Annotated in this window: 28 protein-coding genes; 11 read left to right on the forward strand and 17 right to left on the reverse strand. The window is 67.3% G+C overall.

What is annotated here, in order from left to right; all coding sequences use genetic code 11:
• The first annotated feature begins 117 nt into the window (after positions 1 to 117).
• The gene (locus IEX32_RS06945; protein WP_373285425.1) at positions 118 to 2,721 is read left to right on the forward strand and encodes a nitrate reductase; all 2,604 of its coding nucleotides are present in this window, start codon (positions 118 to 120) and stop codon (positions 2,719 to 2,721) included.
• Positions 2,718 to 3,497, forward strand: coding sequence for a uroporphyrinogen-III C-methyltransferase (cobA, locus tag IEX32_RS06950; RefSeq protein WP_188769858.1), 780 nt, complete (start codon positions 2,718 to 2,720; stop codon positions 3,495 to 3,497). The genes IEX32_RS06945 and cobA overlap by 4 nt, the downstream gene beginning before the upstream one ends.
• A 117-nt stretch (positions 3,498 to 3,614) precedes the next feature.
• Here cobA and IEX32_RS06955 read toward each other — a convergent pair whose 3' ends face one another.
• Positions 3,615 to 4,400 (reverse strand): hypothetical protein, encoded by a 786-nt coding sequence (locus IEX32_RS06955; protein WP_188769861.1) that lies wholly within the window; start codon positions 4,398 to 4,400, stop codon positions 3,615 to 3,617.
• Positions 4,397 to 4,894 (reverse strand): RNA polymerase sigma factor, encoded by a 498-nt coding sequence (locus IEX32_RS06960; RefSeq protein ID WP_188769862.1) that lies wholly within the window; start codon positions 4,892 to 4,894, stop codon positions 4,397 to 4,399. The genes IEX32_RS06955 and IEX32_RS06960 overlap by 4 nt, the downstream gene beginning before the upstream one ends.
• 115 nt (positions 4,895 to 5,009) lie before the next feature.
• Between IEX32_RS06960 and IEX32_RS06965 the strand changes: the two genes are divergently transcribed.
• The 3 genes from IEX32_RS06965 (at position 5,010) to IEX32_RS06975 (ending at position 8,447) form a co-directional block, all read left to right on the forward strand.
• Positions 5,010 to 6,224, forward strand: coding sequence for a S8 family serine peptidase (locus IEX32_RS06965; RefSeq protein ID WP_229736216.1), 1,215 nt, complete (start codon positions 5,010 to 5,012; stop codon positions 6,222 to 6,224).
• Between the two features lie 127 nt (positions 6,225 to 6,351).
• Positions 6,352 to 7,209: a hypothetical protein gene (locus IEX32_RS06970; protein WP_188769868.1), complete on the forward strand. Its 858-nt coding sequence runs from the start codon at positions 6,352 to 6,354 to the stop codon at positions 7,207 to 7,209.
• 224 nt (positions 7,210 to 7,433) lie between these two features.
• A complete protein-coding gene (locus tag IEX32_RS06975; RefSeq protein ID WP_188769870.1) occupies positions 7,434 to 8,447 on the forward strand; it encodes an aldo/keto reductase in 1,014 nt (337 codons plus the stop codon).
• A gap of 3 nt (positions 8,448 to 8,450) precedes the next feature.
• Here the strand turns inward: IEX32_RS06975 and folD are convergent, their stop codons facing one another.
• The 3 genes from folD to IEX32_RS06990 all read right to left on the reverse strand — a co-directional run bounded on the left by folD (position 8,451) and on the right by IEX32_RS06990 (position 10,872).
• Positions 8,451 to 9,314 carry a bifunctional methylenetetrahydrofolate dehydrogenase/methenyltetrahydrofolate cyclohydrolase FolD gene (gene folD, locus IEX32_RS06980; protein WP_188769872.1) on the reverse strand — a complete coding sequence of 288 codons (864 nt, stop codon included), beginning with the start codon at positions 9,312 to 9,314 and terminating at the stop codon, positions 8,451 to 8,453.
• A 2-nt stretch (positions 9,315 to 9,316) separates the two neighbouring features.
• The gene (gene purU, locus IEX32_RS06985) at positions 9,317 to 10,174 is read right to left on the reverse strand and encodes a formyltetrahydrofolate deformylase (protein ID WP_188769874.1); all 858 of its coding nucleotides are present in this window, start codon (positions 10,172 to 10,174) and stop codon (positions 9,317 to 9,319) included.
• 131 nt (positions 10,175 to 10,305) lie between these two features.
• On the reverse strand, positions 10,306 to 10,872 hold the full coding sequence (locus tag IEX32_RS06990) for a 3'-5' exonuclease (RefSeq protein ID WP_188769877.1): 567 nt from the start codon (positions 10,870 to 10,872) through the stop codon (positions 10,306 to 10,308).
• Positions 10,873 to 11,244: 372 nt separating this feature from the next.
• Here IEX32_RS06990 and IEX32_RS06995 point away from each other — a divergent pair, with 372 nt between their 5' ends.
• A complete protein-coding gene (locus tag IEX32_RS06995; protein ID WP_188769879.1) occupies positions 11,245 to 13,686 on the forward strand; it encodes a putative bifunctional diguanylate cyclase/phosphodiesterase in 2,442 nt (813 codons plus the stop codon).
• 53 nt (positions 13,687 to 13,739) lie between these two features.
• On the opposite strand, the gene IEX32_RS07000 is transcribed toward IEX32_RS06995, so the two are convergent.
• Genes IEX32_RS07000 through IEX32_RS07025 form a run of 6 tightly spaced genes read right to left on the reverse strand, consistent with a single transcriptional unit; the run spans position 13,740 to position 17,674 of the window.
• A complete protein-coding gene (locus tag IEX32_RS07000; protein ID WP_188769881.1) occupies positions 13,740 to 14,357 on the reverse strand; it encodes a riboflavin synthase in 618 nt (205 codons plus the stop codon).
• 3 nt (positions 14,358 to 14,360) lie between these two features.
• Positions 14,361 to 15,335 (reverse strand): bifunctional diaminohydroxyphosphoribosylaminopyrimidine deaminase/5-amino-6-(5-phosphoribosylamino)uracil reductase RibD, encoded by a 975-nt coding sequence (ribD, locus tag IEX32_RS07005; protein WP_188769883.1) that lies wholly within the window; start codon positions 15,333 to 15,335, stop codon positions 14,361 to 14,363.
• A gap of 8 nt (positions 15,336 to 15,343) precedes the next feature.
• Positions 15,344 to 15,838 carry a hypothetical protein gene (locus IEX32_RS07010; RefSeq protein ID WP_188769885.1) on the reverse strand — a complete coding sequence of 165 codons (495 nt, stop codon included), beginning with the start codon at positions 15,836 to 15,838 and terminating at the stop codon, positions 15,344 to 15,346.
• 33 nt (positions 15,839 to 15,871) lie between these two features.
• On the reverse strand, positions 15,872 to 16,597 hold the full coding sequence (locus IEX32_RS07015; protein WP_188769887.1) for a M48 family metallopeptidase: 726 nt from the start codon (positions 16,595 to 16,597) through the stop codon (positions 15,872 to 15,874).
• A 4-nt stretch (positions 16,598 to 16,601) separates the two neighbouring features.
• Entirely contained in the window at positions 16,602 to 17,084 is a 483-nt protein-coding gene (locus IEX32_RS07020) for a YcgN family cysteine cluster protein (RefSeq protein WP_188769889.1), read from the reverse strand.
• The gene (locus tag IEX32_RS07025) at positions 17,072 to 17,674 is read right to left on the reverse strand and encodes an SCO family protein (protein WP_229736218.1); all 603 of its coding nucleotides are present in this window, start codon (positions 17,672 to 17,674) and stop codon (positions 17,072 to 17,074) included. The genes IEX32_RS07020 and IEX32_RS07025 overlap by 13 nt, the downstream gene beginning before the upstream one ends.
• Positions 17,675 to 17,790: 116 nt before the next feature.
• On the opposite strand from IEX32_RS07025, the gene IEX32_RS07030 reads away from it, so the two are divergent.
• The 5 genes from IEX32_RS07030 to ssb all read left to right on the forward strand — a co-directional run bounded on the left by IEX32_RS07030 (position 17,791) and on the right by ssb (position 21,933).
• A complete protein-coding gene (locus IEX32_RS07030) occupies positions 17,791 to 18,426 on the forward strand; it encodes an ankyrin repeat domain-containing protein (protein WP_188770096.1) in 636 nt (211 codons plus the stop codon).
• Positions 18,427 to 18,433: 7 nt separating this feature from the next.
• A complete protein-coding gene (locus IEX32_RS07035; RefSeq protein ID WP_188769893.1) occupies positions 18,434 to 19,087 on the forward strand; it encodes a COQ9 family protein in 654 nt (217 codons plus the stop codon).
• Positions 19,088 to 19,181: 94 nt separating this feature from the next.
• The gene (locus IEX32_RS07040) at positions 19,182 to 19,421 is read left to right on the forward strand and encodes a FeoA family protein (protein ID WP_188769895.1); all 240 of its coding nucleotides are present in this window, start codon (positions 19,182 to 19,184) and stop codon (positions 19,419 to 19,421) included.
• Positions 19,418 to 21,259, forward strand: coding sequence for a ferrous iron transporter B (feoB, locus tag IEX32_RS07045; protein ID WP_188769896.1), 1,842 nt, complete (start codon positions 19,418 to 19,420; stop codon positions 21,257 to 21,259). The genes IEX32_RS07040 and feoB overlap by 4 nt, the downstream gene beginning before the upstream one ends.
• A gap of 110 nt (positions 21,260 to 21,369) precedes the next feature.
• Positions 21,370 to 21,933, forward strand: a complete 564-nt coding sequence (gene ssb, locus IEX32_RS07050; RefSeq protein ID WP_308421028.1) for a single-stranded DNA-binding protein — start codon at positions 21,370 to 21,372, stop codon at positions 21,931 to 21,933.
• Positions 21,934 to 21,940: 7 nt separating this feature from the next.
• On the opposite strand, the gene IEX32_RS07055 is transcribed toward ssb, so the two are convergent.
• The 6 genes from IEX32_RS07055 to IEX32_RS07080 all read right to left on the reverse strand — a co-directional run bounded on the left by IEX32_RS07055 (position 21,941) and on the right by IEX32_RS07080 (position 25,298).
• On the reverse strand, positions 21,941 to 22,792 hold the full coding sequence (locus IEX32_RS07055) for a universal stress protein (protein ID WP_188769898.1): 852 nt from the start codon (positions 22,790 to 22,792) through the stop codon (positions 21,941 to 21,943).
• Positions 22,793 to 23,222: 430 nt separating this feature from the next.
• On the reverse strand, positions 23,223 to 23,456 hold the full coding sequence (locus IEX32_RS07060; protein ID WP_188769900.1) for a hypothetical protein: 234 nt from the start codon (positions 23,454 to 23,456) through the stop codon (positions 23,223 to 23,225).
• Between the two features lie 39 nt (positions 23,457 to 23,495).
• Positions 23,496 to 23,780 (reverse strand): hypothetical protein, encoded by a 285-nt coding sequence (locus IEX32_RS07065; RefSeq protein ID WP_188769902.1) that lies wholly within the window; start codon positions 23,778 to 23,780, stop codon positions 23,496 to 23,498.
• Between the two features lie 29 nt (positions 23,781 to 23,809).
• A complete protein-coding gene (locus tag IEX32_RS07070) occupies positions 23,810 to 24,187 on the reverse strand; it encodes a PspC domain-containing protein (RefSeq protein WP_188769904.1) in 378 nt (125 codons plus the stop codon).
• A 95-nt stretch (positions 24,188 to 24,282) separates the two neighbouring features.
• Positions 24,283 to 25,107 (reverse strand): phage shock protein PspA, encoded by an 825-nt coding sequence (gene pspA / locus IEX32_RS07075; protein ID WP_188769906.1) that lies wholly within the window; start codon positions 25,105 to 25,107, stop codon positions 24,283 to 24,285.
• Entirely contained in the window at positions 25,104 to 25,298 is a 195-nt protein-coding gene (locus IEX32_RS07080; RefSeq protein WP_188769908.1) for a hypothetical protein, read from the reverse strand. The genes pspA and IEX32_RS07080 overlap by 4 nt, the downstream gene beginning before the upstream one ends.
• Positions 25,299 to 25,450: the final 152 nt, after the last annotated feature.

Here is a 25,450-nt window from a genome sequence, read left to right on the forward strand (position 1 = left end):
GACCACGCGAAGCGTGGTGGAGGGGCCGAATAGCCTCCTTCGACGTCTATGCCTGGGGACGGCTCTCGACCCCTCCGTCAGCCGCTTCGCGGCTGCCACCCCCCCGTTCCGGGGAGGATCGCGGTGAACAAATCCATCCGCACGACTTGCGCCTATTGCGGAGTAGGCTGCGGCATCACGGCCGAGGTTTCCGGCGTCAATGCTTCCGGTAATGGCGATCGGGGGGTCGCCATTGCCGGAGACCGCGAGCATCCGGCGAACAAGGGCCGGCTCTGCTCCAAGGGTACGCACCTGGGCGAGACGGTCGGGCTGGAAGGCCGGCTGCTGGCTCCCATGATCGGCGAGCGCGAGGCGGACTGGGGCGAGGCGCTCGATCTGGTCGCCGGCCGCATGCGCGAATGCATCGCCGAGCATGGCCCGGACAGTGTGGCCTTCTACGTCTCCGGCCAGCTCCTTACCGAGGATTACTACGCCGCCAACAAGCTGATGAAGGGCTTTGTCGGCAGCGGCAATATCGACACGAATTCCCGCCTCTGCATGGCGAGCGCCGTCGCCGCGCACAATCGCGCCTTCGGCGAGGACGTGGTGCCGTGTTCCTACGAGGATCTCGACGCGACCGACCTGGTCCTGCTGGTCGGTTCGAACACCGCATGGTGCCACCCGGTCGTCTGGCAGCGCATCGAGAAGACCCGCGAACGGCGCGGCACCAAAATCATCGTTATCGACCCGCGCCGGACCGAGACCGCCGAACAGGCCGACCTGCACATACCCATCGCGCCCGATGGCGATACCGCCCTGTTCAACGCCCTGCTCGCCGAGATGAAGCGGCGCGGCAAGCTCGACCGGGATTTCCTGCGCGACCATGTCGACGCGGACGAGGGGTTCTGGGACAAGCTCGACTGCGATCCCGGCATCACCGCGGGCCTTTTCGCCAAGCTGTGCAACATCGTCGCAGAGCACCCGCGCATGGTCACCTTGTTCAGCCAGGGTGCGAACCAGTCGGTCGGCGGGACCGACAAGGGCAATGCGATCATCAACTTCCACCTCGCGACGGGCCGGATCAATCGGATCGGCGCGGGGCCGTTCAGCATCACCGGCCAGCCCAATGCCATGGGTGGTCGCGAGGTGGGAGGACTGGCCAACATGCTCGCGTGCCACCTCGGTTTTTCCGAGGACGAGCGCGCCGATGTCGCGGCTTTCTGGGATGCGCCGAACCTCTGCGCCGGCCCGGGCCTCAAGGCCGTGGACATGTTCCGGGCGATTCACGAGGGGAAGATCAAGTTCCTCTGGGTCATGGCCACCAATCCCGCCGTCTCGTTGCCTGACAGCCGTTTCGTGCGCGAAGCGCTTTCGCGCTGCCCGACCGTGGTCGTCTCGGACATCATCGCCGACACCGATACTGGGCGCTTCGCCCATGTCCGCCTGCCGGCGCACGGCTGGGGCGAGAAGGACGGGACCGTCACCAATTCCGAGCGCTGCGTGAGCCGCCAGCGCGCGCTGTTCCCGGCGCCGGGCCAGACGCGCGCGGACTGGAAGATCATCGCCGACGTCGCCGCGCGCATGGGCTGGGAAGACAGCTTCGCGTGGACGAACGCGGCCGAAGTCTTCCGCGAATATGCGCGGATGACACAGCTTGCCAAGGCGCGCGGCAAGGCGCTGGACCTGACCGCGCAAGCCGACCTCGACGATGCGGAATATGAAGCGATGACGCCGTTCCAGTGGGGCGGCGAGCGGCCGCTTACCTCGCGCTTCCCGACCCCTTCGGGAAAGGCGCGGCTCGTTTCCGTCACGCCGCCGGCCCCGGCGACGAGCGCCGAGTTCCCGCTGCGGCTCAACACCGCGCGCTACCGCGACCAGTGGCACACGATGACGCGCACTGGCCTCTCGCCCACACTGTCCCAGCATCGGCCCGAACCGCTGCTGGAAGTCCACCCCGCCGACGCGCGGGAACTGGCCCTCGTCGAGGGCGGCCTCGGCCGCGTCGAGACGGCGAGCGGCGCGGCGGTCTATCGGGTGCAGCTGTCCGAAGGGCAGCGGCGCGGCGAGATCTGCGTGCCGATGCACTGGACCGACGCGATGGCCGGGGAAGGGCGCTCTAACCGTCTTCCCTCTCAGGCGGTGGACCCCGTCTCCGGCCAGCCCGGCTTCAAGAACGGCGCGGCGCGTGTCGTCCCCCTCAGCCCCGAATGGCGCGCCTTCGTCGTCCGCCGCGATGCGATCACGCCCGAAGGCCTGCTCTACTGGACCCGCTCACGCGTGAAGGCGGGCTGGCTCTACGAACTCGCGGGTGAGGGGACCATCGACCTTGGCGCGCTGCTGCCCGAAGGCGAACGGTTGGAAGTCGCCGATGTCACGCGCGGTATGCGCCGCGTCGCGGTGCGCGGGGAGGACGGGGCGCTGATCGCGGCGGCCTATCTCACGCGCTCGGGCGAACTTCCGGCCAGGAACTGGGTGGCGGACCAGCTCGGCCTCGACGAGGCGAGCGCGGCGGAACTGCTCGCCGGCCGGCCGAGCGTGCCGCTGCCCGATCGCGGCCCGATCGTATGCGTCTGTCATGGCGTCGGCGAAATGGACATCGCCGCCGCCGCCAATGACGGCGCGGCGACGGTCGCCGAAGTCGGCGGTTGCACCAGGGCGGGCACCAATTGCGGATCGTGCCGCCCGGCCATCGCCAAACTGCTCGAAGCCTGCCTGACCCTCGACAAGGAGGCCGCCGAATGACCGACTTTCCCCCCGGATCGGTATGGCTCGTCGGCGCCGGACCCGGCGATGCCGAACTGCTCACCCGCAAGGCCGAACGCCTGATCGGTCTGGCGACGGTGATGTTCTATGACGCGCTGGTGGGGCCGGACATTCTCGAAATGGCCGCCCGCTCGGCGCGCCTCGTCCATGTCGGCAAGCGCTCCGGCCGTCACTCCAAGGACCAGTCGACGATCGACAAGCTGATCGTCGAGGCCGCGCTGTCCGGAGAGAAAGTCGTACGCCTCAAGGGCGGCGATCCGGCGATCTTCGGCCGCGCTACCGAGGAACTCGACGCCTGCCGCGCCGCCGGCGTCGGCGTGCAAATCTGCCCCGGCGTCACCGCTGCCAGCGCCGCCGCCGCCAGCCTCGGCGCCTCGCTCACGCTGCGCGGCCTGGCTCGCAAGCTGACTTTCGTGACCGCTCACGCCCGCGCCGGCGAGGATCTGAAGCTCAACTGGTCGCGCCTTGCCGATCCCGAAGCCACGCTGGCGGTCTACATGGGCAAGGCGGCGGCGCCGGAAGTCTCTGCCAGGCTGATCGAGGCGGGGCTTCCCGCTGATACTCCGGTGGCTCTGGTGGAGAGCGCCAGCCTGCCGGCCGAGCGCCACTTCCACACCCGGCTGGACCTCCTGCCGCTGGCGGCGCGCACGGCGCTAGGCGACGGCCCGGCGCTGCTGCTGATCGGCGCGGCCATGGCCCGGCCCGAGGAGGTCGAAGGTGCGGTTTCCGAGATTGCCGAGAGGTTCGCCCGTTAAATCCGTCATCCCGGGCTCGACCCGGGACCGCTGGCGGTGTTTACGAGCGACCTCACGTGCGAGGGGTTCCGCCGAACGACCGCCACCGGTCCCGGGTCGAGCCCGGGATGACGGGGGCTACTCCCGCCACCCTTTCGCCTTCGCCGCTTCCTCCTGCGCGGCGTCGAGCGGTGCGCCGTCGGCCATTTCCTGTGCGGCGGCCATCAGTTCCATGTCGGCCGAGCCCGCCTGCCGGTATTGGCTCTGCTGCGCCGCGCCGCCGCTGATCGTGCGTTCGAGCACCCAGCCGGCATTGTCCTTGCAGGCGACGCCCGAAGTCCCGCCCGAGGCGAAGACGCGGCAGTAATCGCCGCCCTCGCGCCGGAAGCTCGTGAGAATGCGCACCGAGCCGCTGCCTTGTGCGGAGGCGAGCTGGGTATCGAGGCGCTCGGCCAGAAGGCCCGAGGCCATCAGCGCGCCATCGCGTTGCGTCACCGGCCCGCTGGCGATCCGCGTACCCATGAACAGGCCAAGCGCGAGCGAAGCGGCAATCGCGATGCCCATGCCCCAGCGCTGCATGAAGGGCCGGCCGCGGGCGGTGGACCTGGCTTCGCGCGCGGCCTTCGCGGCTTTCCCGGCTTTCTCGGCCTTTTCCGCGCGGGCGGCGGCGAGGCTGATGACCTTGTGTTCGTCCTCGGCGTCTTCCCTCGCGGCTGCGGCGATCATCGCGGTCCAGGCCTGTGGCACCGGCTCGTCCGCGACGGGATCGAGATGCCCGCGCAGCGCCATGCGCAACTTGCGCTCCGCCTCCAGCCGTTCGGCCAGCGCCGGATCGGCGGCGATCGCGGCCTGGACGCGCGCGGCATCGGCGCCGGAGAGTTCCCCGTCGGCAAAGGCCATCAGCTCTTCGTCGGTCACGCTCACGCCGTTTCTCCCAGTTCGCGCAGCAGCGCCTCGCGGCCCCGACCAAGGCGCGAGGTCAGCGTTCCTTGCGGAATGCCGAGGATTTCGGCCGCTTCCTTGTAGCCGAAGCCCTCGACCATCACGAGCACGACAGCCTCGCGCTGTTCGTCGGGCAGGCGCCCCAGCGCCCGGTCGACATTGGCGAGTTCGACCCGGTTCTCCGCGTCCCTGTCGCCGTCCATGCCCACGTTCACCCCTTGGTCCTCATGGACGAAAGTCTGCGACCGCCGCGTTCTTGCCCGTATTTCATCTATCCACTGGTTGCGCATGATCCTGTATACCCATGCATCGAGCCGCGTGCCTTCCTGCCACTGCTTGCGGGCCTTGAGCGCACGCTCGATGGTTTGCTGGCACAGGTCGTCGGCATCGGCATGGTCCTGCGTCAGACCGCGTGCGAAGCGCCGCAGGCGCGGCAGCATGGCGGTCAGGTCCTCGCAGAAGCGTGTCGAGCTCATCGAAATCCTTGCCTGGGGATGAAACGGATGGACAGAGACGTTTCATCCCTGAGTGCTATCTTTTTTGCTACCGGACAAGACCATGAACCGCAGTGCCCTCAATCGATGCGCCATTATGGCGATTTTGCTCCTGCTGGTGTCGGGGCCGGCGCGTGCGCAGCTCGGCCTGCCGCTTCCGGGTGATCCGCTGGGCACGCTGGGGCAGATTACGGACACGGTGGGCGACGTGACGCGCGATACGCTGGAGCCGGTGCGCGACGTCGCACGCGGCGCCCGCACGCTCGCGCGGGACCGGTTGAGGCGGCTCACCCGCTTCGCCGAGCAAAACCGGGAGACGGTGGAACTGGACGACACCGGCGCGCCCGCGCGGCGCGGCGAGGTGCTCCTGCTCGACCCGGCCGGCCATGACCTCGAAATGGTGAGGGGCAAGGGCTACGGCGTGATCGAACAGGGCAGTATCGATGGCCTCGGTATCGCCTTCGCACGGCTGTCGGTCCCGCAGGGGCTTTCGCTCAAGCGCTCGCTCAGGGATCTGCGCAAGCTCCTGCCCGGACGCGAGGTTACGGCCGACCAGCTTCATTTCACGTCGGGCGGCGCCATGACCGCCGCCGGTGCCTCCGCCGCCGCCGCGACATCTCCGGGGGGCGGGACCATCGGCGTGATCGACGGGGGCATTGCCGGATCGGACCGCCTGGCCGCGCAGCGCGGCTTTGCGAGCGGCGCGCCGAAAGCGAACGAGCATGCCTCGGCGATCGCTTCGCTGCTGGCCGGCGCGGGCGCGGCGCGGATCTATGGCGCCGACGTTTATGGCTCGGACCCCGGCGGCGGCAACGCGCTCGCCATTGCCAAGGCGCTGGGCTGGATGCGCGAACAGGGCGTGCCGGTCGTCTCGATCAGCCTCGTCGGACCCAGAAACGTGCTGCTGGCCAAAGCCATCGCCGCCGCGCGGGCGAAAGGGCTGGTCGTCGTGGCAGCCGTGGGGAACGACGGCGCGGCGGCGCCTCCCGCCTATCCGGCGAGCTATCCCGGCGTCGTCGCGGTGACCGGGGTGGACGGCAAGGGCAGGGTACTGATCGAGGCAGGCAGGGCGCTTCATCTCGATTACGCGGCGCCCGGCGCGGACATGACCGCGATGGTCCCCGACCGGGGCCGCGTGTCCGTGCGCGGCACGTCCTATGCCGCGCCGCTCGCCGCTGCCCGGATCGCGGCGCACTATCCGCGCCTCGGCAGTTCGGTCACGGCGCTGAAGACCGTGGATGCCGAGGCGGTCGGCGCCTCGAAGCGCACCGGCCGGGGCGTGCTGTGCGGCGCCTGCCGCAAGGGCCTCTGAAACGCGTCCTCAAAAAAATTTTGCCTGCTCGCGGATGAAAGCGAAATGGCCATCCGTTCCTTCCCACAGAGACCCCCGAGGCGAGGTTCATGCCGAGGGGAAGGGAATTGAAAGAAGGAGCAGGACCATGAAGAACTTCACACTCGGCACGGCCATCGCCACTCTCGCTCTCGTCGCCGTCCCCGGCGCCGCCAATGCACAGCTGCTTGGCGGCGGCGGTGGCCTCGGCGGTACGCTTGGCGGCACTTTGGGCGGCACTCTCGGCGGCCCCGGCTCGATCGGCGGCACCATCGGCGGTGCGGCCAGCGGCGCGGGGGACATTGCCGGCAGAGCCGACGTATCGCGCACCAGCCGCACCGTAACCTCGGCTGCCGAAGGATCGGGCAGCGCCTCGGGCGATGCCTCGGCCTCGAAGTCGGTGGCGGCGCCCGCCGTGCCCGACGCTTCGGCGGCAACCGGCGCGGCGGCCAATGCTGCTGGCAATGCTCGCGGTCAGGCGAGCGGCCTCGTCGGTTTGGCAGGCAATACCCTCGGCGGCGTGACCGGGGTTGCCGGCTCGGCCAGTGGCAGCGCCATGGGCGCGGCAAACGGCGCCGCATCGGGCTCGACCGGCGCTGCCGGCGCCAGCGGTTCGGCCGCCGGTTCGGCGGCTTCCGCGCTGACCGGCGCGGGCAGCGCTCCGCAAGCGCCCTCGGGCTCTGCCCTGACCGGCGTGGCGGGCAATGCCGCCGGTGCGCTCAGCGGTCAGGCGGCGGCGACCGGTTCGCAGGCGCAGGGCGTTGCCGACAGCACCGCGAATGGCTCTGCGAGCGGTCAGGGTAGCGGGTCCGCCAATGCCGGCGCGCAGACCGGAGCAGGCAGCGCGAATGCCGGCGCTTCGGGCTCGGGCAGCGGCTCGGCCTCGAAGAGCGGCGGCAATGCCTCGGCCGGTATCGGCGTCGGCGTCAACGCCAGCGCGGACGCCAACGCCGGCGGCGAATTCTGAATCGAGCCCCCGGGGCGCCGTCGCGCCAAACCCACCCCCCGCTTGAGTGACGGCGCCTTGCCCCCGGAAAGAACATGACGTTCTTTCCGGGGGCGTTCTTGTCGGGGAGGCTTCGTCTCATCTAATGATGGCCCACCCGATCTGATTGGTACCCCGCTGCCGCCTGGGATAGGACGGCGGCGACTGCCCTGACCGCCGCGCCGTCTGAAGGAGAAGTTTTACCGATGAACACACACCTGCCCACGCGCAAGATCGGCCCCTTCACCGTTTCCGCGATGGGGCTGGGATGCATGAATCTGTCGCACGCCTACCTCCCCCGGCCGGAACCCGAGCAGGCGGAGCGGTTGCTGTTGCATGCGCTGGACGCGGGCGTGACGCTTTTCGATACGGCCGCCCTATATGGGTCTGGCCGCAACGAGGAACTGCTGGGCAGAACCCTGATGCACCGGCGCGGGGAATTCACGCTGTCCAGCAAGTGCGTGCTCGCGGAGCTTGACGGCAAGCGCGGGCTTGACGGTTCGCCCGGAGCGATAGCCCGCGTGCTCGAGGATTCGCTCCGCCGCCTGAGGGTGGATCACATCGATCTCTATTATCTTCACCGCCTGGACCGCAACGTGCCCATCGAGGATTCCGTAGGCGCGCTGGTACGTGCCGTGGAGGCAGGCAAGATCGGCGCGATCGGGCTTTCCGAAATGTCGGCCGCGACGCTGCGCCGCGCCCATGCCGTGCATCCGATCGCGGCGATGCAGACCGAATATTCGCCCTGGACGCGCAATGTGGAAATAGCGGTGCTCGATGCCTGCGCCGAGCTGGACGTGGCGCTGGTCGCCTTCTCGCCGCTTGCGCGCGGGCTGCTTGCGGGCGGGGTCGGGCCCGAAGGCGTCGCGGCCGAGGATATTCGCGCCGCGATGCCGCGATTCCAGCCGCCGCATCTGGAACGCAACCTCGCGCTCGCCGCCCGGCTCGAAGGCATCGCCCGCGAGGTGGGCTGCACGCCCGCGCAGCTCACGCTCGCCTGGGTCCTCTCGCGCGGGGATCATGTCGTGCCGATCCCCGGCACCACGAGCTCGGCCCACCTGGACGAGGACCTGGCTGCCCTTTCGATCGAGGTGCCGGCTGAAGCGCTGGCGCGGATTGACACCATCTTCACGCCCGAGGCCGTTTCCGGGCCGCGCTACACCCGCGGCGCGCAGGCCCAGATCGATACCGAAGTCTGGGAAACGGAACCGTTGGCGTAATCCTCAGGCCGGATCGGCCGTTCCGGCGGCCTTGACCGTATTGGACAGCAGGCAGGCGATCGTCATCGGGCCGACGCCGCCGGGAACCGGGGTCACGGCGCGGGCATGGTCGAGTTCGTGAGTCGCGCAGTCGCCGACGATCCTGGTCTTGCCGTCGTGATCCCGCACTCTGGTGATGCCGACGTCGATCACCACCGCGCCGGGCTTCACCCAATAGCCGCGCACGAGGTGGGGCGCGCCGGCGGCGGCGACGATGATGTCGGCCTTGCGCGCGACATCGGGCAGGTCGCGCGTCTCGATATGCGTGACGGTGACCGTGGCCTCGCGTTCCAGCAGCAGCATCGACACCGGTTTTCCGACGATGTTCGACTTGCCGATCACCACCACATTGAGGCCGCGATAGTCGTCGATGACGCTGTCGAGCAGCACCATGATGCCCAGCGGCGTGCAGGGCACGAGCCCGCCGGTGCCCGTCGAAAGCCGCCCGACGTTGACCGGGTGAAAGCCGTCGACGTCCTTGGCCGGGCTGATGCGATCGAGCACGAGCCCGGCATCGACATGGTCGGGCAGCGGCAGCTGGATCAGGATGCCGTGGACTTCGGAATCGGCGTTGAGCTCGTCGATGAGCGCAAGCAGCTCAGCCTGGCTGACGGTCGCCGGCAGGCGATGCTCGATCGACCGGATACCCGCCTTCCGGCACTGGGCGATCTTGCGTCCGACATAGACCTCGCTGGCCGGATCGCTGCCAACCAGCACGACGGCCAGCCCCGGCGTCCTGCCGTGCTCGACGCGCATCTTCTCTACGGCCGTCGCGGTCTCTTCAAGAAGCCGCTGCGCCATCGCCTTGCCATCTATGATTTCTGCCATCATCAGCTCTTGAATACGACGGTGCGCGCACCGTTCAGGAATACCCGGCCGTCAAGGTGATGCCTGACGGCGTTCGCCAGGACCCGGCGCTCGATATCGCGGCCCTTGCGCACGAGATCCTCGGGCGTGTCCGCATGGCCGATCGCTTCGACGTCCTGGTGGATGATCGGCCCCTCATCGAGGTCGGCCGTCACGTAATGGGCTGTGGCGCCGATCATCTTCACGCCCCGTTCGTGCGCCTGGTGATAGGGCTTCGCGCCCTTGAATCCCGGCAGGAACGAGTGATGGATGTTGATGCACCGGCCGGAAAGAAACGCGGCGAAATCGTCGGAGAGGATCTGCATGTAGCGGGCCAGCACGATCAGTTCGGCGCCGGTCTCGTTGACGATCGCCTTGATCCGCGCCTCCTGCTCCGGCTTCGTGTCCCGCGTGATCGGCAGGTGGTGATAGGGGATGTCGCCGATCAGCGAGGTGTGCAGCACGCTGCGCGGATGATTGGACACGATCCCGACGATGTCCATGCGCAGTTCGCCGATGCGGTGCCGATAAAGCAGGTCGCCCAGGCAATGGTCGAACTTGCTGACCATGATGAGCACCTTGCGCGGATCGGCGTTGCGCCGCAGGTTCCATTCCATGCCGTTGTTTTCGGCAATGACGGAAAAGTCCTTGCGCAGTCCCTCGATCTGCTCGGCCTGCCGCACTTCGAATTCGACGCGCATGAAGAAGCGGCCGTTGAGCTGGTCGTTGAATTGCTGGGCATCGACAATGTTGCAGCCGTGTCCGGCCAGAAAGGCGCCGACGTCGGCCACCAGCCCCATGCGATCATTGCACTGCAGCGTAAGCGTGCAGAGTTCTGTCACCTCACTGTCCTCCCCGGGAATCGGTGGACGGGTTTGCCGTCTCGCGGCTCCATCTAGCGAGGCGGACGGAATTCGTACAGGTGAAAAGGCGAACAAAAGGATGAGGGGGCGTCGGCTTCGGGACGGGTCTTTTACATCGTCCGTCCGTCAAGGGCGCGCACCGCGGCAAGGGCGGCCTCGCGGACATTGAGCCAGCGGCGGCGTTCATCCTTGGCGTCGGCCAGGGCACGGTGCGCGGGCGCGCTCTCCTGTTCCCGGACGTCGGTCTGGGCCAGGAGGTCCTCGACGGCCTGTCCCAGCGTCGCGCCGGGCAGGACCGGGGCGAGGACGCGCCTCGCGGTCTCTTCCAGCAGGGCGCTGGTGCCCCGCAGCCGCAGGGCATGACGCGGCAGTCTGGCGGTCCGCAGCAATGTGCTCAGCCACTTGCCGTCCCACGAGGGCGCGCTCGCGTAGAGATCGTGATCGGCAAGCGCCTCGACCATTCGCCTTGCGACGGCTTCGTGGTGCTCGCCATCCGTCAGCAGTTTCGCGCGGGAAATTCCATGCAGCGCTTCGGCTGCCGGATCCCAGTCATCCCAGCGGGGTGCGGGCCGGATAAGATGGCTTTCGCTCCCGCCGTCCTCGAACACCCAACCAATTTCGATCGGGTAACTGCGATCCGAAAGGGATGAGGCCTCGAAGTCAAGGAACGCAATCATGCCGCCAATGCCCGAGCCGTGGACCGTCCTTCTGCTACAGAAGCAACCGGCAGGGTAGCCTATACTCGCATCATGTGAAGGGCTCTCGTGATGATACCGGCGGCGCGAACCCGGGGCGCGGGTCACGTACTGGGCCGGAGCGGCCCGCCGTTGCCGCCGTGCTGGCTACGGCGCGCTTCGAGAAATTCCTGCATACAGCGCACTATGGAACCGCCTGGCTAGCGTCCTTTGCTATATTAGGTAAGCATTTACATTTGCAAGGTATTCGTCCCGCCCAACTACATGACAACAAGGGCGGACATATCCGTGCGCGCGGTGATCGGATCAGACGGTCACATTTAGATGCGGACGGGGTTCGGGAGAGACAGGCAAATGGCGCGGTTCGGCAAGTCCGGCAACGAATTGATAAAGCAGACCCCGGTCAGCCTCCTGGCGTTGACCCGCCATCCCGTCGAACCGGACGAAGAGGACTGGTTCGCGCGTTGCCGCGGTGATTATCTGCGCAGCTTTCCCCTGTCGCTTCTTGAACTTGTCAGGCTGAGCTTGCTCCTCAGCCTCGTGGGCGCCGTCTCGAACGTGGCGTTCACCTGCGCGGCGGTCGGCGGGGGGGCAGTGGTCATGGTCATGCAGGCAGGGGTGCGCCACCGCGAAGCGCGGCCCGGGTTCGATCCGAAAATCGCTCTCAACTACCGACGAAGAGTCATACGGATCCGCTCCATCTGGTGGTGCGGGGTGCTGGCATGGAGCATCATGATCGCACCGCACGGCAACCACGAGGGCCTGGTGGCACTGGGGGTCGCGATGATGGCGATCGACGGCATAAGCATGCTCGCCCTGCCGCACCTCGCGCTGGGTGCCAGCGTCGCAAGCGGGGGCGCCATCGTCACGGGAATGTTCGCGCGCGATGGCATGGCGGCCGTATCCGTCGCGATCGCGGTGCTGGCGCTTTCGGCATTCCTCCACTGGTCGATATACAACCTGTACTACCTCTTCGCCACGCGGCGCATTCGCACGAAGCGCCTTGCGCAGTCGAACGAAACGATCAGCCTGCTGCTCAACCAGTACGATGACGAGGGCAGCGACTGGCTGTACGAGATCGACGAGACCGGCTGCATCAACCATCCTTCGCCGCGTTTCTGCGATGCCTGCGGGATCGATGCGGATCGCCTTCATGGCATGTCCTTCGTCCACCTGTTCCACGAAGGCGTCCATCGTCACGAACTGGAGGAAAAGCTCGGTTGCGGCGAACGCTTCCGCAACCTGGCCTTGCCGCTGGAAGTTCGCGGCGAGGAACGGTGGTGGTCGATCAGCGGGCGTCCGGTTGAACGGCCGGACGGGCGGGCAGGCGGGTGGCGGGGCTTCATCGCCGACGTCAGCGAAGCGAAGCGCGCGGAAGCGAAAATCGCCTACATGGCGCATTTCGACCTGTTGACCGGTCTATCCAACCGTACGTTGTTCAGCGCGACGCTGGAGCGGGCGATGCTTCGTCTTTCGGAACGCCGGGCGGCGGGGCTGCTGTTCGTCGACCTCGACCATTTCAAGGAAATCAACGACGGGCACGGTCATGCGGCCGGCGATGCGGTTCTGAGAGAGGTCGCGCGCAGGCTTGAGCAATCGGTCCGTCCGGGCGACGTGGTGGCGAGGCTGGGCGGCGATGAGTTCGTCGTGTTGCTGCCCGATCTTCCCTCGCGCGATACCTGCCTCGATATAGCCCGGCGCCTTCTGGACGAGCTGGCAAGGCCGATCGAGATCAAAGGGCAGGTAATGCCCATGGGCGCCAGCATCGGGGCGGCGTTCGCGCCGGAGAACGGCGAGACCGCCGACGAACTGCTCCAGGCGGCGGACCTTGCGATGTACGAGGCGAAGTTGCGCGGCCGCAACGCGATCTCGACGTTCAGCGCCAGCATGCGCGAACAGATGCAGGAGCGCCGCAATCTGGAGATCGGATTGGGCCATGCCGTCGTGCGCGAAGAGTTGGAACTGCACTATCAGCCTCTCGTCGACTTATCGAGCGGCGAGACGAGCGGCTACGAGGCGCTGGTGCGCTGGAACCATCCGCAAAAGGGGATGCTCGGTCCTCAGCTATTCATACCGGTAGCCGAGGAAAGCGGCCTCATAACCCAGCTCGGCGAATGGGTCCTGCGCAACGCGTTGGCGGACGCGGCGCGGTGGCCGGATCACCTGACGGTGGCCGTCAATGTTTCTCCGGCACAGATGCGATCGGGCGGTTTCCTGCCGTTGGTCGTCAACACTCTGGCGGCGACCGGTGTCGCGCCGCACCGGCTCGAGCTGGAGATCACCGAAAATCTGCTCATCCAGAACAGCAGCGAAGTGCTCGACATCCTCCACAAGCTGCGCAAGGTCGGCGTGCGGATCAGTCTGGATGATTTCGGGACCGGCTACTCCTCGCTGAACTACCTGCGCTCGTTCCCGTTCGACAAGATCAAGATCGATCGCAGCTTCGTGGAGGGACTGGCCGACCGCGAGGACTGCCAGGCCATCGTGCAGTCGGTGATCTCGCTTGCCAGAGATCTCAACATCGTCACGACCGCCGAAGGCGTGGAGCACGAAAGCCAGCTCGAGGCTCTTCGCCTGCAAGGCTGCACGCAGGTCCAGGGCTATCTCTTCAGCCGGGCCGTTCCGTCCTGGCAACTGCCTTATGCTGCCCCGGGGAATGTCGCGGCCCTGCGGATCGCGGCGGACAATCTGCGCGAACTCCCGCAGCGCGGCCGGGCCGGGCCGGAGGCCGTCGCACCCGCCGTCGATGATCCGGCTCCGCTTCAAGGCAGCGGCGCGGCGAACGCGCGCAGCTAGGCCGCGCTGCTGCGGCGGCGGGCTCTGTTTCGGCCGTTTCCCCGCAGCGCCTTTCAGCCCCGCAACGATTGCATTCGTTTGAGGTAGCGCGCGAGTACGTCGATCTCCACATTCACCCTGTCGCCCTGCGCCAGCGCGCCCAGCGTCGTGACTTCGGCGGTATGGGGGATGATGTTGACCGAGAAGAGGCAGGTGCCGTCCGGCTGATCGGTCACGTCGTTGACCGTCAGCGAAACGCCGTCGATGGTGATTGATCCCTTGGGGGCGAGATAGGGTGCCAGCTCGGCGGGCACGGAAAAGTCGACGCGGCGGGAATTGCCTTCCGGGCAGATGTCGACGATCCCCGCCACGCCGTCGACATGGCCGGTGACGATATGGCCGCCCAGCTCGTCGCCCAGCCTCAGCGCCGGTTCGAGATTGAGCCTGGTACCCAGTTCCCAGCGCCCCGGCACCGTCCGGGCGACGGTTTCGGCCGAGATGTCGACCGCGAACCAGGCGTCTCCCGGAACGCCGCCCTTGTCGACCACGGTCAGGCACACGCCCGAGCAGGCGATCGAGGCGCCCATCGTGATCCCCGCCGGATCGAAGGGGCAGGCAATGACGGCGTGCAGGTCACCCGTCTTGCGGGTTTCGCGGATTTCGCCGAGGGCGGTGACTATTCCTGTGAACATGGCCTATTTCCCGCTGGGGTTTTCGGCCTCGTAGACTTCGAGCGTGTCGCTGCCAAGCTGGCGCCGCTCGCAAAATCGCCATCGCCCGTGCGCCGCGTCGAGCGAGGGGAGGCCGAAGTCGCCGATCCCCGGCCTTCCGCCGATCAGGATCGGCGCGCGGTAGATCAGCAGCCGGTCGACAAGGCCCGCGTGCAGGAATGCCGCTGCCGCGCCCGCGCCGCCCTCGACGAAAAGGTACTGGATGCCTTCCATCCAGGTGATTGCCTTGGGCGAGGGCAGGGCGCGCCATCCCTTGGGCGCCTGTCCCCGCGTGAGCACATACCGCTCCGGGCTGCGCGCTTCGAGACCGGGCAGCCGTACGTCGAGAAGCGGCTTGTCCTTTCGCAGGGTGCCGCCGCCGACGAGGATGGCGTCGGCTTTCGCGCGCATCGCGTGGGTGTGCGCGCGTGCCTCGTCCCCGGTAATCCACCGGCTCTCGCCCGAGCCGAGGGCGATGCTGCCGTCGAGCGACATGGCGAGCTTGAGCGTGACTTCGGGGCGCCCCAGCCGCTTGGCGATGAGATAGCCGGAAAGGCTATTCTCGCAGGCCGGCGAGGGGACATGATCGGCCGCGATCCCGGCAGCCTCGATCCGGGAGATGCCGGCTCCGGCGGTGCGCGGGTCGGGGTCCATGCAGCCGACGACGACGCGGGCAAGGCCCGAGGCGCCGACGAGATCGGCGCAGGCCGGGCCGCGTTCGGAGGCATGCGCGCAAGGTTCCAGCGTGACGTAGAGCGTCGCGCCGCGTGCCGCATCGCCCGCTGCCGCAAGCGCGACCGCCTCGGCATGGGGGCGTCCGCCGGCTTGCGTCCAGCCACGCGCGATGGCCTTGCCGTTCCTGACGATCACCGCGCCGACACCCGGGTTGGGGCGGCTGATCGGGCGGGCGCGGGCGGCAACGCTCGCGGCGGCGGCGAGCCAGCGCGCGTCGTCGCTCATGCTGGCGCTCACCGTCCGGCTTCGTTCTGTGCGGCCTCGGCCTGTTCGACGCTGGTGACGCCGTTCGGAAGCGGGCGTCCGGCTTCGCGCCGCGCCGCTTCCTCGGCGGCTTTTTCCGCTTCGGCCTGGCGGGTAATCTCGTCGACATCCATTCCCGACATGCGGCCGATGGTCTTGTAGACGTCGCGCACTTCCTTGTCGCGCTCGGCGATGATCCGGTTGACGGCTTCCTTGCGCTTCTGGTTCTCGACATTGGAGGCGATGATCTCGGCATCGCTGCGGTGCGCGGGCAGGGTCGAGATATATGTGACCTTCAGCGGCGGCTGCGGCCCTTTCCCCTCCTGCTGGAACATCACGTAGAACACCGCGAAAGTGCAGGCCGCCGAAACCACGGCGATGCGCCAGCGGTTGTGGCCGGCCTGCTTCCAGACCGCCTTGAAGTCGGCGATCATCCCCGTCGGGTGGACGTCTTTCCAGTAACCGGATCGTTTGAACAAGGCCATGCGCGCCTATTTAGGCGCTAAGCGCCGTGAACGCTAGCCGAACGGCAGGTAGAGTTCGCGGCCATGCGCCTTGAGCCAGCGGTTGGCGGCGCGGATGTCGCCCTCGAAGAGCCCCGCGAGGCAGGCATGGAAGGCCGGCGAGTGGTCGAAGTGGACGAGGTGGGCCACCTCGTGCGCGACCACGGAGCGGCGCACCGTGTCGGGTGCCATGATGAGGCGCCAGTTGATCCGGATCGATCCGTCGGGCGCGCAGCTACCCCAGCGCCGCCGCGCGTTGGACAGGGCGAGCGGCGGGGCCGCCTGTTCCGCCCTGGCGCAATAGGTGGCAAGGTCCGCGGCCAGATGCTCGCGCGCCTCGCCTTCCAGCCAGCGTCTGAGCCGCGATTGCAGCGAGGTTTCGGGGCCGCCGACGACAATGCTCCCGGCATTGCGTTCGGGGCGGCGCGGGGCCTCGGGATCGTGGCGCAGGATATGGACGGCGCCCCGGAAGCGGAATGCCGCGCCGTGTGCCAGCGGTTCGGCGACCGGCAGCGATGCGAGCTGGCGCGCGAGCCAGTCCCGGCGCGAATCGGCAAAGGCGATCGCTTCGGCGGTGCGGGTCCACGGCGGCACGGTGATCCGCACTTCGCTGCCGTCCGGGGCAAGCCTCATGGTGAGGCGCCGCGCGCGGTCGAGCCGGCGGATGACGATGGGCAGCGACTTTCCGCCGAGTTCGATCACCGGCTCGTGATACGGGTCGCGGCGAAGCCAGTCGAGCATGGGATCAGCCGTCCTCCTCCTCGCCGTCCTCCTCCTCCTCCTCTCCATAAGGCCAGACGATGTGATGATCGAGAGGGCCGGCCACGGTTTCGCTGATGACCTTGCCGGCCACCGACATCCCGGCACGGTGAACCGCCTCGCGGTCGCCGCAGACAAGGTAGTGCCACTCGGGCAGCGGCTGCCCCTCGGCGCGCAGGCGATAGGCGCAGCTCGGCGGCAACCAGTCCAGGCTTGCGGCGTTCCGCAGCGTCAGCGTCAGGCAATCGGGCACGAACTTGCGGCGGTTCGCGTAATCGGTGCAGCGCGCGGTCTTGAGGTCGAGCAGCTTGCAGGCGACATTGGTGTGGAAGATCTCACCGGTGTCGGCGTCTTCCACCTTGTGCAGGCAGCACTGCCCGCATCCGTCGCACAGCGCTTCCCATTGCCCGCGGTCGAGCTTGTCGAGCGGCCATTCCCAGAACGGCCCGTCGCGGTTCACTTCACCCACTTGGCGAGTTCGGCCGAGACCGCCTCGGGTCCCTTGTCTACCGGAAGCATGGCGATCGGCTTGCCGTTCGGGTCCATCAGATAGACGATGCGGCTGTGGTCCATCAGGTAGCCGCCCGGCGTATCAGTGCCCTTCTGGTAATAGGCGACGAAGGCATCGGCGGCCGTCTTCACCTGCTCGGGCGTGCCGGTCAGCCCCAGCAGGCGCGGGCCGAAGGCGGAGGTCCACTGGCCGACGATCTCGGGCGTGTCGCGCGCGGGGTCGATCGAGATGAAGATCGGTTGCACTTCGGCCGCTTCGGCAGGGTGCGCCTCGTCGAACAGGTTGAAGCCGCGCATCATCGCCTGGACGTCCATCGGGCAGGCGTCGGGGCAGAAGGTATAGCCGAAATAGACCATGCGCCACTTGCCCTTGAACTGATCCCAGGTGACGGTCTTGTCGTTCTTGTCGACCAGCGTGAAGGGACCGCCGATGGCCGCGCCTTCGAGCGGCGGACGTTCGGCCGGCTCCTGCTGTTGACAGGCGGAAAGGGACAGGCCCAGAGCAAGCGCGAGGGCAATGGAGGCGGTCCGGCGATTCAGGTAGGTCATGGCGTGGCGGTTCATGCTCTGCTAAATGCGCCCATGCAAGATGCGTTGCCGGAATCGATACCATGGCAATCGCAGGCAAGCGACGAATTCGGAGGAATTTCAAGGTGTCCAGGGCAATGATCGGGAACGGGACGAAAACCGCGCGGGCCTTTTTGAGGGCGGTGTTGCCGGTTCTCGCGGCCGGTTTCATGCTCTCCTCGCCCGTCCTGGCGCAGTCGGGCTTTTCGGAAGGCTACAAGTTTCTCGAAGCCGTGAAGAAGAAGGACGGTGCCGCGGTGGAGGCGGCTTTGCTCGATCCCTCGTCGCAGATTATCAACTCCAGGGACGTGACCAGCGGGGAGACGGCGCTGCATATCGTCACCCAGCGGCGCGACCTGACCTGGCTGAACTATCTCATCGCCCACGGTGCCAAGGTCAACGCGGCGGACGATCGCGGCCGTACGCCGCTGCAACTGGCGGTCAATCTCGGTTGGCGCGAAGGGGCGGAATTCCTGCTGCAGAAGAATGCCTCGCCCGACGTTTCGAACGATGCCGGCGAAACGCCGCTGATCTCCGCCGTGCACCGCAAGGACCTGCAGCTCGTCAAGGCGCTGCTGCAGGCCGGCGCCAATCCCGACCGCGCCGACAACTCGGGCCGGTCCGCGCGCGACTATGCCGCGCTTGAGGGCAAGAACAGCGCCATCGCTTCGGCCATCGACACTCTCGCCAAGACCAAGGGCAAGGCCGCTGCGGTCTATGGCCCGGTGCTCTGATCGCGCGATGGAGGAACCCGAAACTCTCGACGCGCTGCGCCGGCAACTGGTCCCGGCAATCGCCGACGCGGCGGCTTTCGACGGCTGGAGCATGGAGGCCGTCGTTCACGCGGCCCGCATGGCCGATGTCGATCCGGAGCTGGCGAAATACGCCTTTCGCGACGGGCCGATGGCGATGATCGCGACTTGGGTCGGCCACGTCGACGCGCGGATGGCGGCGACGGTTTCGGCCGAATCGCTCACCGGCCTGCCGATCCGCGAGCGCATTCGCCGGCTCGTCATGGCGCGACTCGATGCCGTGGCGGGGCGCGAGGAGGCGCTGACGCGGGCGCTGGCGATCATGGCCATGCCGCAAAACGCCGTTGCCGCTACCAGGCTCGGCTGGCGTAGCGCCGATGCCATGTGGCGCCTCGCGGGCGACACCGCGACCGACTACAACCACTATACCAAGCGCGCGATCCTGGCTGGGATCTATGCCGCGACGCTCCATGTCTTCGCGCGCGACAAGAGCGAGAACAAGGCGGAAACCCGCGCTTTTCTGGATCGCAGGATAGAGGGGATCATCCGCTTCGAGAAGGCGAAGGGCCGGATGCTGGGTGCGTCGGAGGAGCGCTTCAGCGTGACCCGGTTCCTGGGGCGTCTGCGCTATCCGGCGCGTTGATGTGGCGGCAGGCCACCTGTTGATCGCGGACAATGACAGGCGCGGCTATTGCGAGCCAGTTGCAATTGATAGATTAATCTGGCAGCGCGATTTCATGACTCTCGACTTGCTTCCCATTGGCCAAAACGCCCGCATAGTCGCGGTCGCCTGGAACGAACTCGTCCAGGAGGAGGCGCAGCGCCTGCGCGCGCTGGGCATCGACGAAGGCGCCAAGGTGGCGATCTCGCATCGCGGGGTGTTCGGCGGGCGCGATCCGCTCGCCGTTTCGGTCGGCCGCATGATCGTCGCGGTGCGCCGTGCCCATGCCGCCGCGATGGAAGTGGAAGTCCTGTGAGCCGGCAACGCAAGATTGCCCTCGTCGGCAATCCCAACGCGGGCAAGAGCGCGCTGTTCAACGCGCTCACCGGCGCGCGCCAGAAGATCGCCAACTATCCGGGCGTCACTGTCGAGCGCAAGGCGGGCCGCTTTGTCCTGCCGACGGGCGAGCCGGTGGAGATGACCGATCTTCCCGGCGCTTACAGCCTTGAGGCGACCAGCCCGGACGAGGAAGTCACTTCCAAGGTCATACGCGGGCAGTTCGCCGGGGAATCGGCGCCCGATGCGCTGGTGGTCGTGCTCGATGCCTCGAACCTGGAACAGCATCTCGTCTTCGCGCAGGAAATTCTCGCTCTCGGCAAGCCGACGGTCATCGCACTCAACATGGTCGATCTTGCCCAGCGTGACGGGCTGGTGCTCGATCCCGCGCTGCTGGAGCAGGAACTGGGCGTGCGGGTGGTCCCGACGGTGGCCGTGCGCGGCCGCGGCCTTGCCGAACTGGCCGAGGCGATCGCTTCGGCCGAGACGCGCCTTCCGGGGCCGGGCATCACCGACCTGTCGCTGATCGAAAGGCGCGTCGCCGCGCACGCCATGGCGGAGGGGGCGATCCTTTCCGAGACGCGCCGCCACCGCCTTCACGCGCGGCTCGATCGCGTGCTGCTCAATCCCTGGGCGGGGCCGGTGATTCTCGCGGCCTTTCTCTTTGTGGTGTTCCAGGCCGTGTTCGCCTGGGCGACACCGTTCGCCGACGCGCTGGAAGGCGGCGTGGGCTGGCTTACGGCTCTTTCGATCGAATTCCTGCCCACCGGCCTTGGGCGCGACCTGCTGACCGAAGGCATTCTCGGCGGCGTGGGCTCGGTGGTCGTCTTCCTTCCGCAGATCGTGATCCTCTTCGCCTTCATCCTGGCGATGGAGGCCTCTGGCTACATGGCCCGCGCCGCTTTCCTGATGGACCGGATGATGGCGCATGTCGGTCTTTCCGGGCGCAGCTTCATTCCGCTGCTTTCCAGCTTCGCCTGCGCCATTCCGGGCATCATGGCGACGCGCGCGATCAGCGATCCCAGGGACCGGCTGACCACGATCCTGATCGCGCCGCTGATGACCTGCTCGGCGCGCCTGCCGGTCTATGCTGTGATCATTGCCGCCTTCATTCCCCGCCAGACCGTGGGCTGGGGCGTGGGGCTGCAGGGGCTGGTGCTCTTCGCGCTCTATGTCGCGGGCGTGCTGGGGGCGATGATCGTCGCGCTGGTGCTGCGCCGCTCGGTGACCAAGGGTGCCGCCTCGGGCTTCATCATGGAGCTGCCCAAGTACCAGCTTCCCCGGCTCAAGGACATGGCGATCGGCCTGTGGCAGCGCGCGTGGATCTTCCTGCGGCGGGCGGGCACGATCATCTTCACGGTCACGGTCGTGCTCTGGGTCATGCTCAATTTTCCGCAGGCGAGGCCGGGCGAGAGCCAGGTCGACGTGTCGATTGCGGGCAGGGTCGCCAATGGCCTCGCCGTCGTGGTCGAGCCGATCGGCTTCAACCGCGACATGGCGCTCGCGCTGATCCCGGCCATGGCCGCGCGCGAAGTGGCGGTCAGCTCGCTGGCGACGACTTATGCCGTCGATGCCACCGACGAGGAGCAGCAGGCGGTGGAGCTGGGCGATCAGCTCAAGGCCCGATGGACCCTGCCGATGGCGCTGGCCTTCCTCGCCTGGTTCGTCTTCGCGCCGCAGTGCATGTCCACCATCGCCGTCGCCCGGCGCGAGACCAACGGCTGGAAGTGGCCGACGTTCATGCTCGTCTACCTGTTCGCCATGGCTTACGCGGCGGCGGGGCTGACGTATTGGGCCGCGGTGGCGGCCGGGCTGTAGCCTTGTCGTCATGGCGGATCGCGGTGGGGAAAACGCATCGCGTTTAACTGGCCTCCGCCGACCCCATTCGCTACCCCATTCCCCGAGATTCAGAAGAAAGCGATTCCATCATGGCAGGCAGCGTCAACAAGGTCATTCTCATCGGCAACCTGGGAGCCGATCCCGAGGTCAAGTCGTTCCAGAACGGCGGGCGCATCGCCAACCTGCGCATCGCCACGTCGGAAAGCTGGAAGGACCGCCAGACCGGAGAGCGCAAGGAGCGCACCGAGTGGCACACCGTCGTGCTGCAGTCGGACGGGCTGGTGGGCGTGGCCGAGCGCTTCCTGCGCAAGGGCAGCAAGGTCTATATCGAGGGCCAGCTTCGCACCCGCAAGTGGCAGGACCAGAACGGCAACGACCGCTATAGCACCGAGGTCTCGGTCGGCGGCATCGGCGGCGTGCTGACCATGCTCGACGGCGCGCCGGGCGGCGGCGGTTCGCGCGGCGGCGGCGGTGGTGGATGGAATGAAGGCGGCCGTTCGGGCGGCGGCTCGCGCGGGGGTGACGATTGGGGCGCGCCTTCGGGCGGCGGCGACATGAGCGGCGGCGACATGGGCCGCGGCGGCGGCGCGGCGGGCGGCGGTTCGTCGCCGGGCGGCTTCGGCGACGACCTCGACGACGATATCCCGTTCTGACGGCGCGCTATTCGGCTTTCCGGCGGAGCGGCTGCCGGACCATGAGAACGTCGCGGTCCAGCCATGACAGCAGCGTTTCCGCCGTGCTGCCCAGTAGCGCATTGCCGATACCGCCACGGCCATGCGTACCGAGCACGACAAGGTCCACTTTCCTCTCGGCGAAGACTTCGGCGAAGACCTGATCGGTGTTGCCGTAGCGCATGAGCAATTCGATGCGGTCCAACGCCTCGGCGGGCAGGTTCGCATCCTTCAGGAACGTCTCGAGCCGGTGCTGCTCCTCGTCGTGGACTTCCGCCTCGTGCGCTTCGCGGCTGACAAGCCCTTCGTAGGGTACGTGAAAGGCGTGCAGCAGGGTCAGCCGCGCCCGCGGAAACTGCGCGGCCGCCACACGCAGGGCATTGGCCGAACATTCGGAAAAATCCGTCCCCACGACAATCTTGTCGTATTCGAACTCGGGTTCGCGCTTGACGACGAGCACCGGCGCGCCGGCGTGGCGGACGATGCGATGGACCGTGGTGCCAAGGAAATAGTCGCCGAACTCGTCATAACGGGTAACGCCCGTGACGATGAGGTCGGCGCCGATCCGCTCCGCGACTTCGGGAACGATCCGGGAGGTCGGTCCACAGGCGATCTGCAGTTCGACCGGCGAACCGGCCGGGGGGAGCCGCGCCGAAAGCGTCTCGCGCAATGCGTCGATACGATAGGAGGGGACCACGCGGTTCTGATCCGCGTCGATGACATGCAGTGCGACCAGCCGCGCCTCGCAACGATCCGCAAGCTGCGCCGCGCGCCTTGCGGGGCGGTCGCTGCGCGAAGACAGATCATGCGCCAGCAGGATGGTTTCAAAAGGACTGCTCATGGACGGATCACCCTTTGCCTTTGGCGGGCTGCATTCTGTGGCAATCGCCCCAGCGAGTCAAAGCCCGTCGGGGACAGTCGCCGCCATCCGTCTGCGAAGCCGAAGGGGAAGGGCAGGCACGCCCTATCGCCCGCTGGCGAATGCGGGATAACGCCGGAAGGGAGAAGACACGGCGGACGGTGCGGCCGGCGTGGGGGGTCTGACACCACGGCCCTTCGAGGGGCTCGGGACAGGACTTGGCTGGCGTTCCATCATGCGAACGGCGGTGAGGGGAACACACGTCTCACCAACTCGGCCCTGGCGGTCGAGGCGCCGGCGGGACGGGCTCGCTCCCCTGCCGCCGGCCGAACGGGGCGCTACCCCCGAAGGCAAAGCCTCGCCGCGATGCAGGCGGCCCTGTCTGCGGGGTTGCCGGCCGCATCGCGGCGGCCTAATCACGCAGCGATTCGATCTCTCGCGCCAGCTCGTCGCCGCGCCGTTCGTCGGTGGCGATGCGTTCCAGCACCGAGATGCGCTTGCGCAGGGCCTCCACCTCGTGTTCGAGTTCTTCCTCGCGGGCGGGATTGCCGGGCCGGTCGTTCCCCAGCGCCCGGTACTTCTGCGCGCGCAGCCAGGTGATGGAGGCGATCGCGAAGAGAACGACAACGGCGGTCCAGAAACTCATTATCCTGTTTTCCCCTGTGTATCCTGCCGGATCATCCGCCTAGTTGACGGTCTTGTCCCTCTCGGCGGAGTGCATTTCCTCAACCTCGCGCTGGTCGCGCAGGGCCTCGATCTGCAGCGCGGTGTCGTATCCGCCCTCGGTAATGATCCGTTCGAGCACGCGGACGCGCTCCTCGAGCTGGGCATTGCTTGTCGCATACTGCGCCGCTTTCTCGGCGGTGGCTTCAAGCTCCATCCGGATCACTTCCTTGCGGTGCCTGGTCCAGATCGCGATGATCGGAATGGCAAGCGCCATCATCGGAATGAGATAGGCAAAGTCGAACATGTGTCAGGCCCCTGGGTGGATCGGTCCGGTCAGCGCAGGCTCTCGATCTCGGCCGCGAGGCGCGAGTTGCTGCTGGTGTAGTGCGCTTCCATGTCGGCGACGCGGCGCTCGATCTCGGAAATTTCCGAACGCAGGCGGTGCGAGCGGCCCTGGCGCGCGCGGCTGCGTTCCAGCCGGTGCATCAGCCGCTCTTCCTCCTCGTCGCTGTAGAGATAGCGGGGGCGTTTGTCGGCCAGGACCATGACCGCGATGTAGACCGGAATGGTGAGCCAGAAGCCGAAGAGCGTGAGCAGCACGGCGCCCAGCCTGATCCAGAACGCGTCGACCCCGGTGTAGTCGGCAAGTCCGGCGCAGACGCCGGCGAGCTTGGCGTTCGACTTGTCGAGATAGAATTGTCCGCGTGACACTGGTTTGTCCCTTCCCTTGACGGTGTCCCAAAATTCCCGGTCCTGTGCCCATCGCGGGCGGAGCGTGCTCCGGGATGACAGCAGCCGCTCCATGATCATTCCGGCTTGTCCTCAGCGGTCTTGTCCGAGCCCATGGAGCGCTTCATCTCGGCAAGTTCGGCCTCGATCTTGTCGCCATCGGCGAGCGCGGCGATTTCCTCGGCAAGGGTCGGCTGACGCTTGTCGGCCATGCCCAGCGCCTCGGCCCGGCCTTCGGCGTAATCGACGCGCCGTTCGAGCTGGTCGAACCGGGCCATCGCATCGTCGACGCGTTCGCTCGACAGCAACGTGCGCAGTTTGACTCTGTTCTCCGCGCTCTGCAAGCGCGCAGCGATGGAGCTCTGGCGGCTGCGGGCCTCGCGCAGGCGGCTCTGCAGCTTCTCGATGTCCTGCTCGTAGGCGCGCAGGGCATCGTCGAGCACGGCGATCTCCTCGCGCAGCTGGACGGCCATGTCGGCGGCCTTCTTCCTTTCGAGCAGGGCGGCGCGGGCCAGATCCTCGCGGCCCTTGCTGAGCGCGAGCTGCGCCTTTTCCGACCAGTCCTCCTGCAGCTTGTCGAGCTTGGCGACGTGGCGGCGCAGTTCCTTCTGGTCGGCGATGGTGCGCGCGCTGGAGGTGCGCACTTCGACCAGGGTCTCCTCCATCTCGAGGATGATCAGGCGGATCATCTTGGCCGGGTCCTCGGCCTTGTCGAGCATGTCGTTGAAGTTGGCGGCGATGATGTCGCGGGTGCGGGAGAAGATACCCATCCTGACGTTTCCTTTTATGTAGGTCGGGCCGAAGTTCTGAGTGCTGGTGTGGCGACCATGGCGTTCCTGTCCGGCGGTATCATGCCGCGCCGGATTCTGAAGCAATTCGATTTCCGCGTCGAGCCTGCTCATTGCAGCGGCACTCCGCAGACGGGCGCGGCGGCGTAGGCCTTGGTCGCGCCCAGCTGGTCGGACATGACGGCCAGGTTGAGCGTGCCCATGGCGATGACGCTGGCGACGATCGCCCAGTCGAGCTTGCTGCGCACGCGCGGTTCCTTCGGCTGGCGATCGGCGCGGTCGGTGCTGGCGATGCTCATGGACATGACGTGATTTCCCTCGGCTTTTCCATGTTTCAATCGGTACGCCGGCTAAATAGCAAGGGGTGTGCCAGTTTGTGAGAAAGGCGGATTTCCGCGAATTTTCAGCAGCGTGCGGGCAATCTGTCGGATCGACGATTGCCAAGTAGTGGGAAATA

This window comes from Novosphingobium endophyticum, from assembly GCF_014640675.1.
GTDB classification, from domain to species: domain Bacteria; phylum Pseudomonadota; class Alphaproteobacteria; order Sphingomonadales; family Sphingomonadaceae; genus Novosphingobium; species Novosphingobium endophyticum.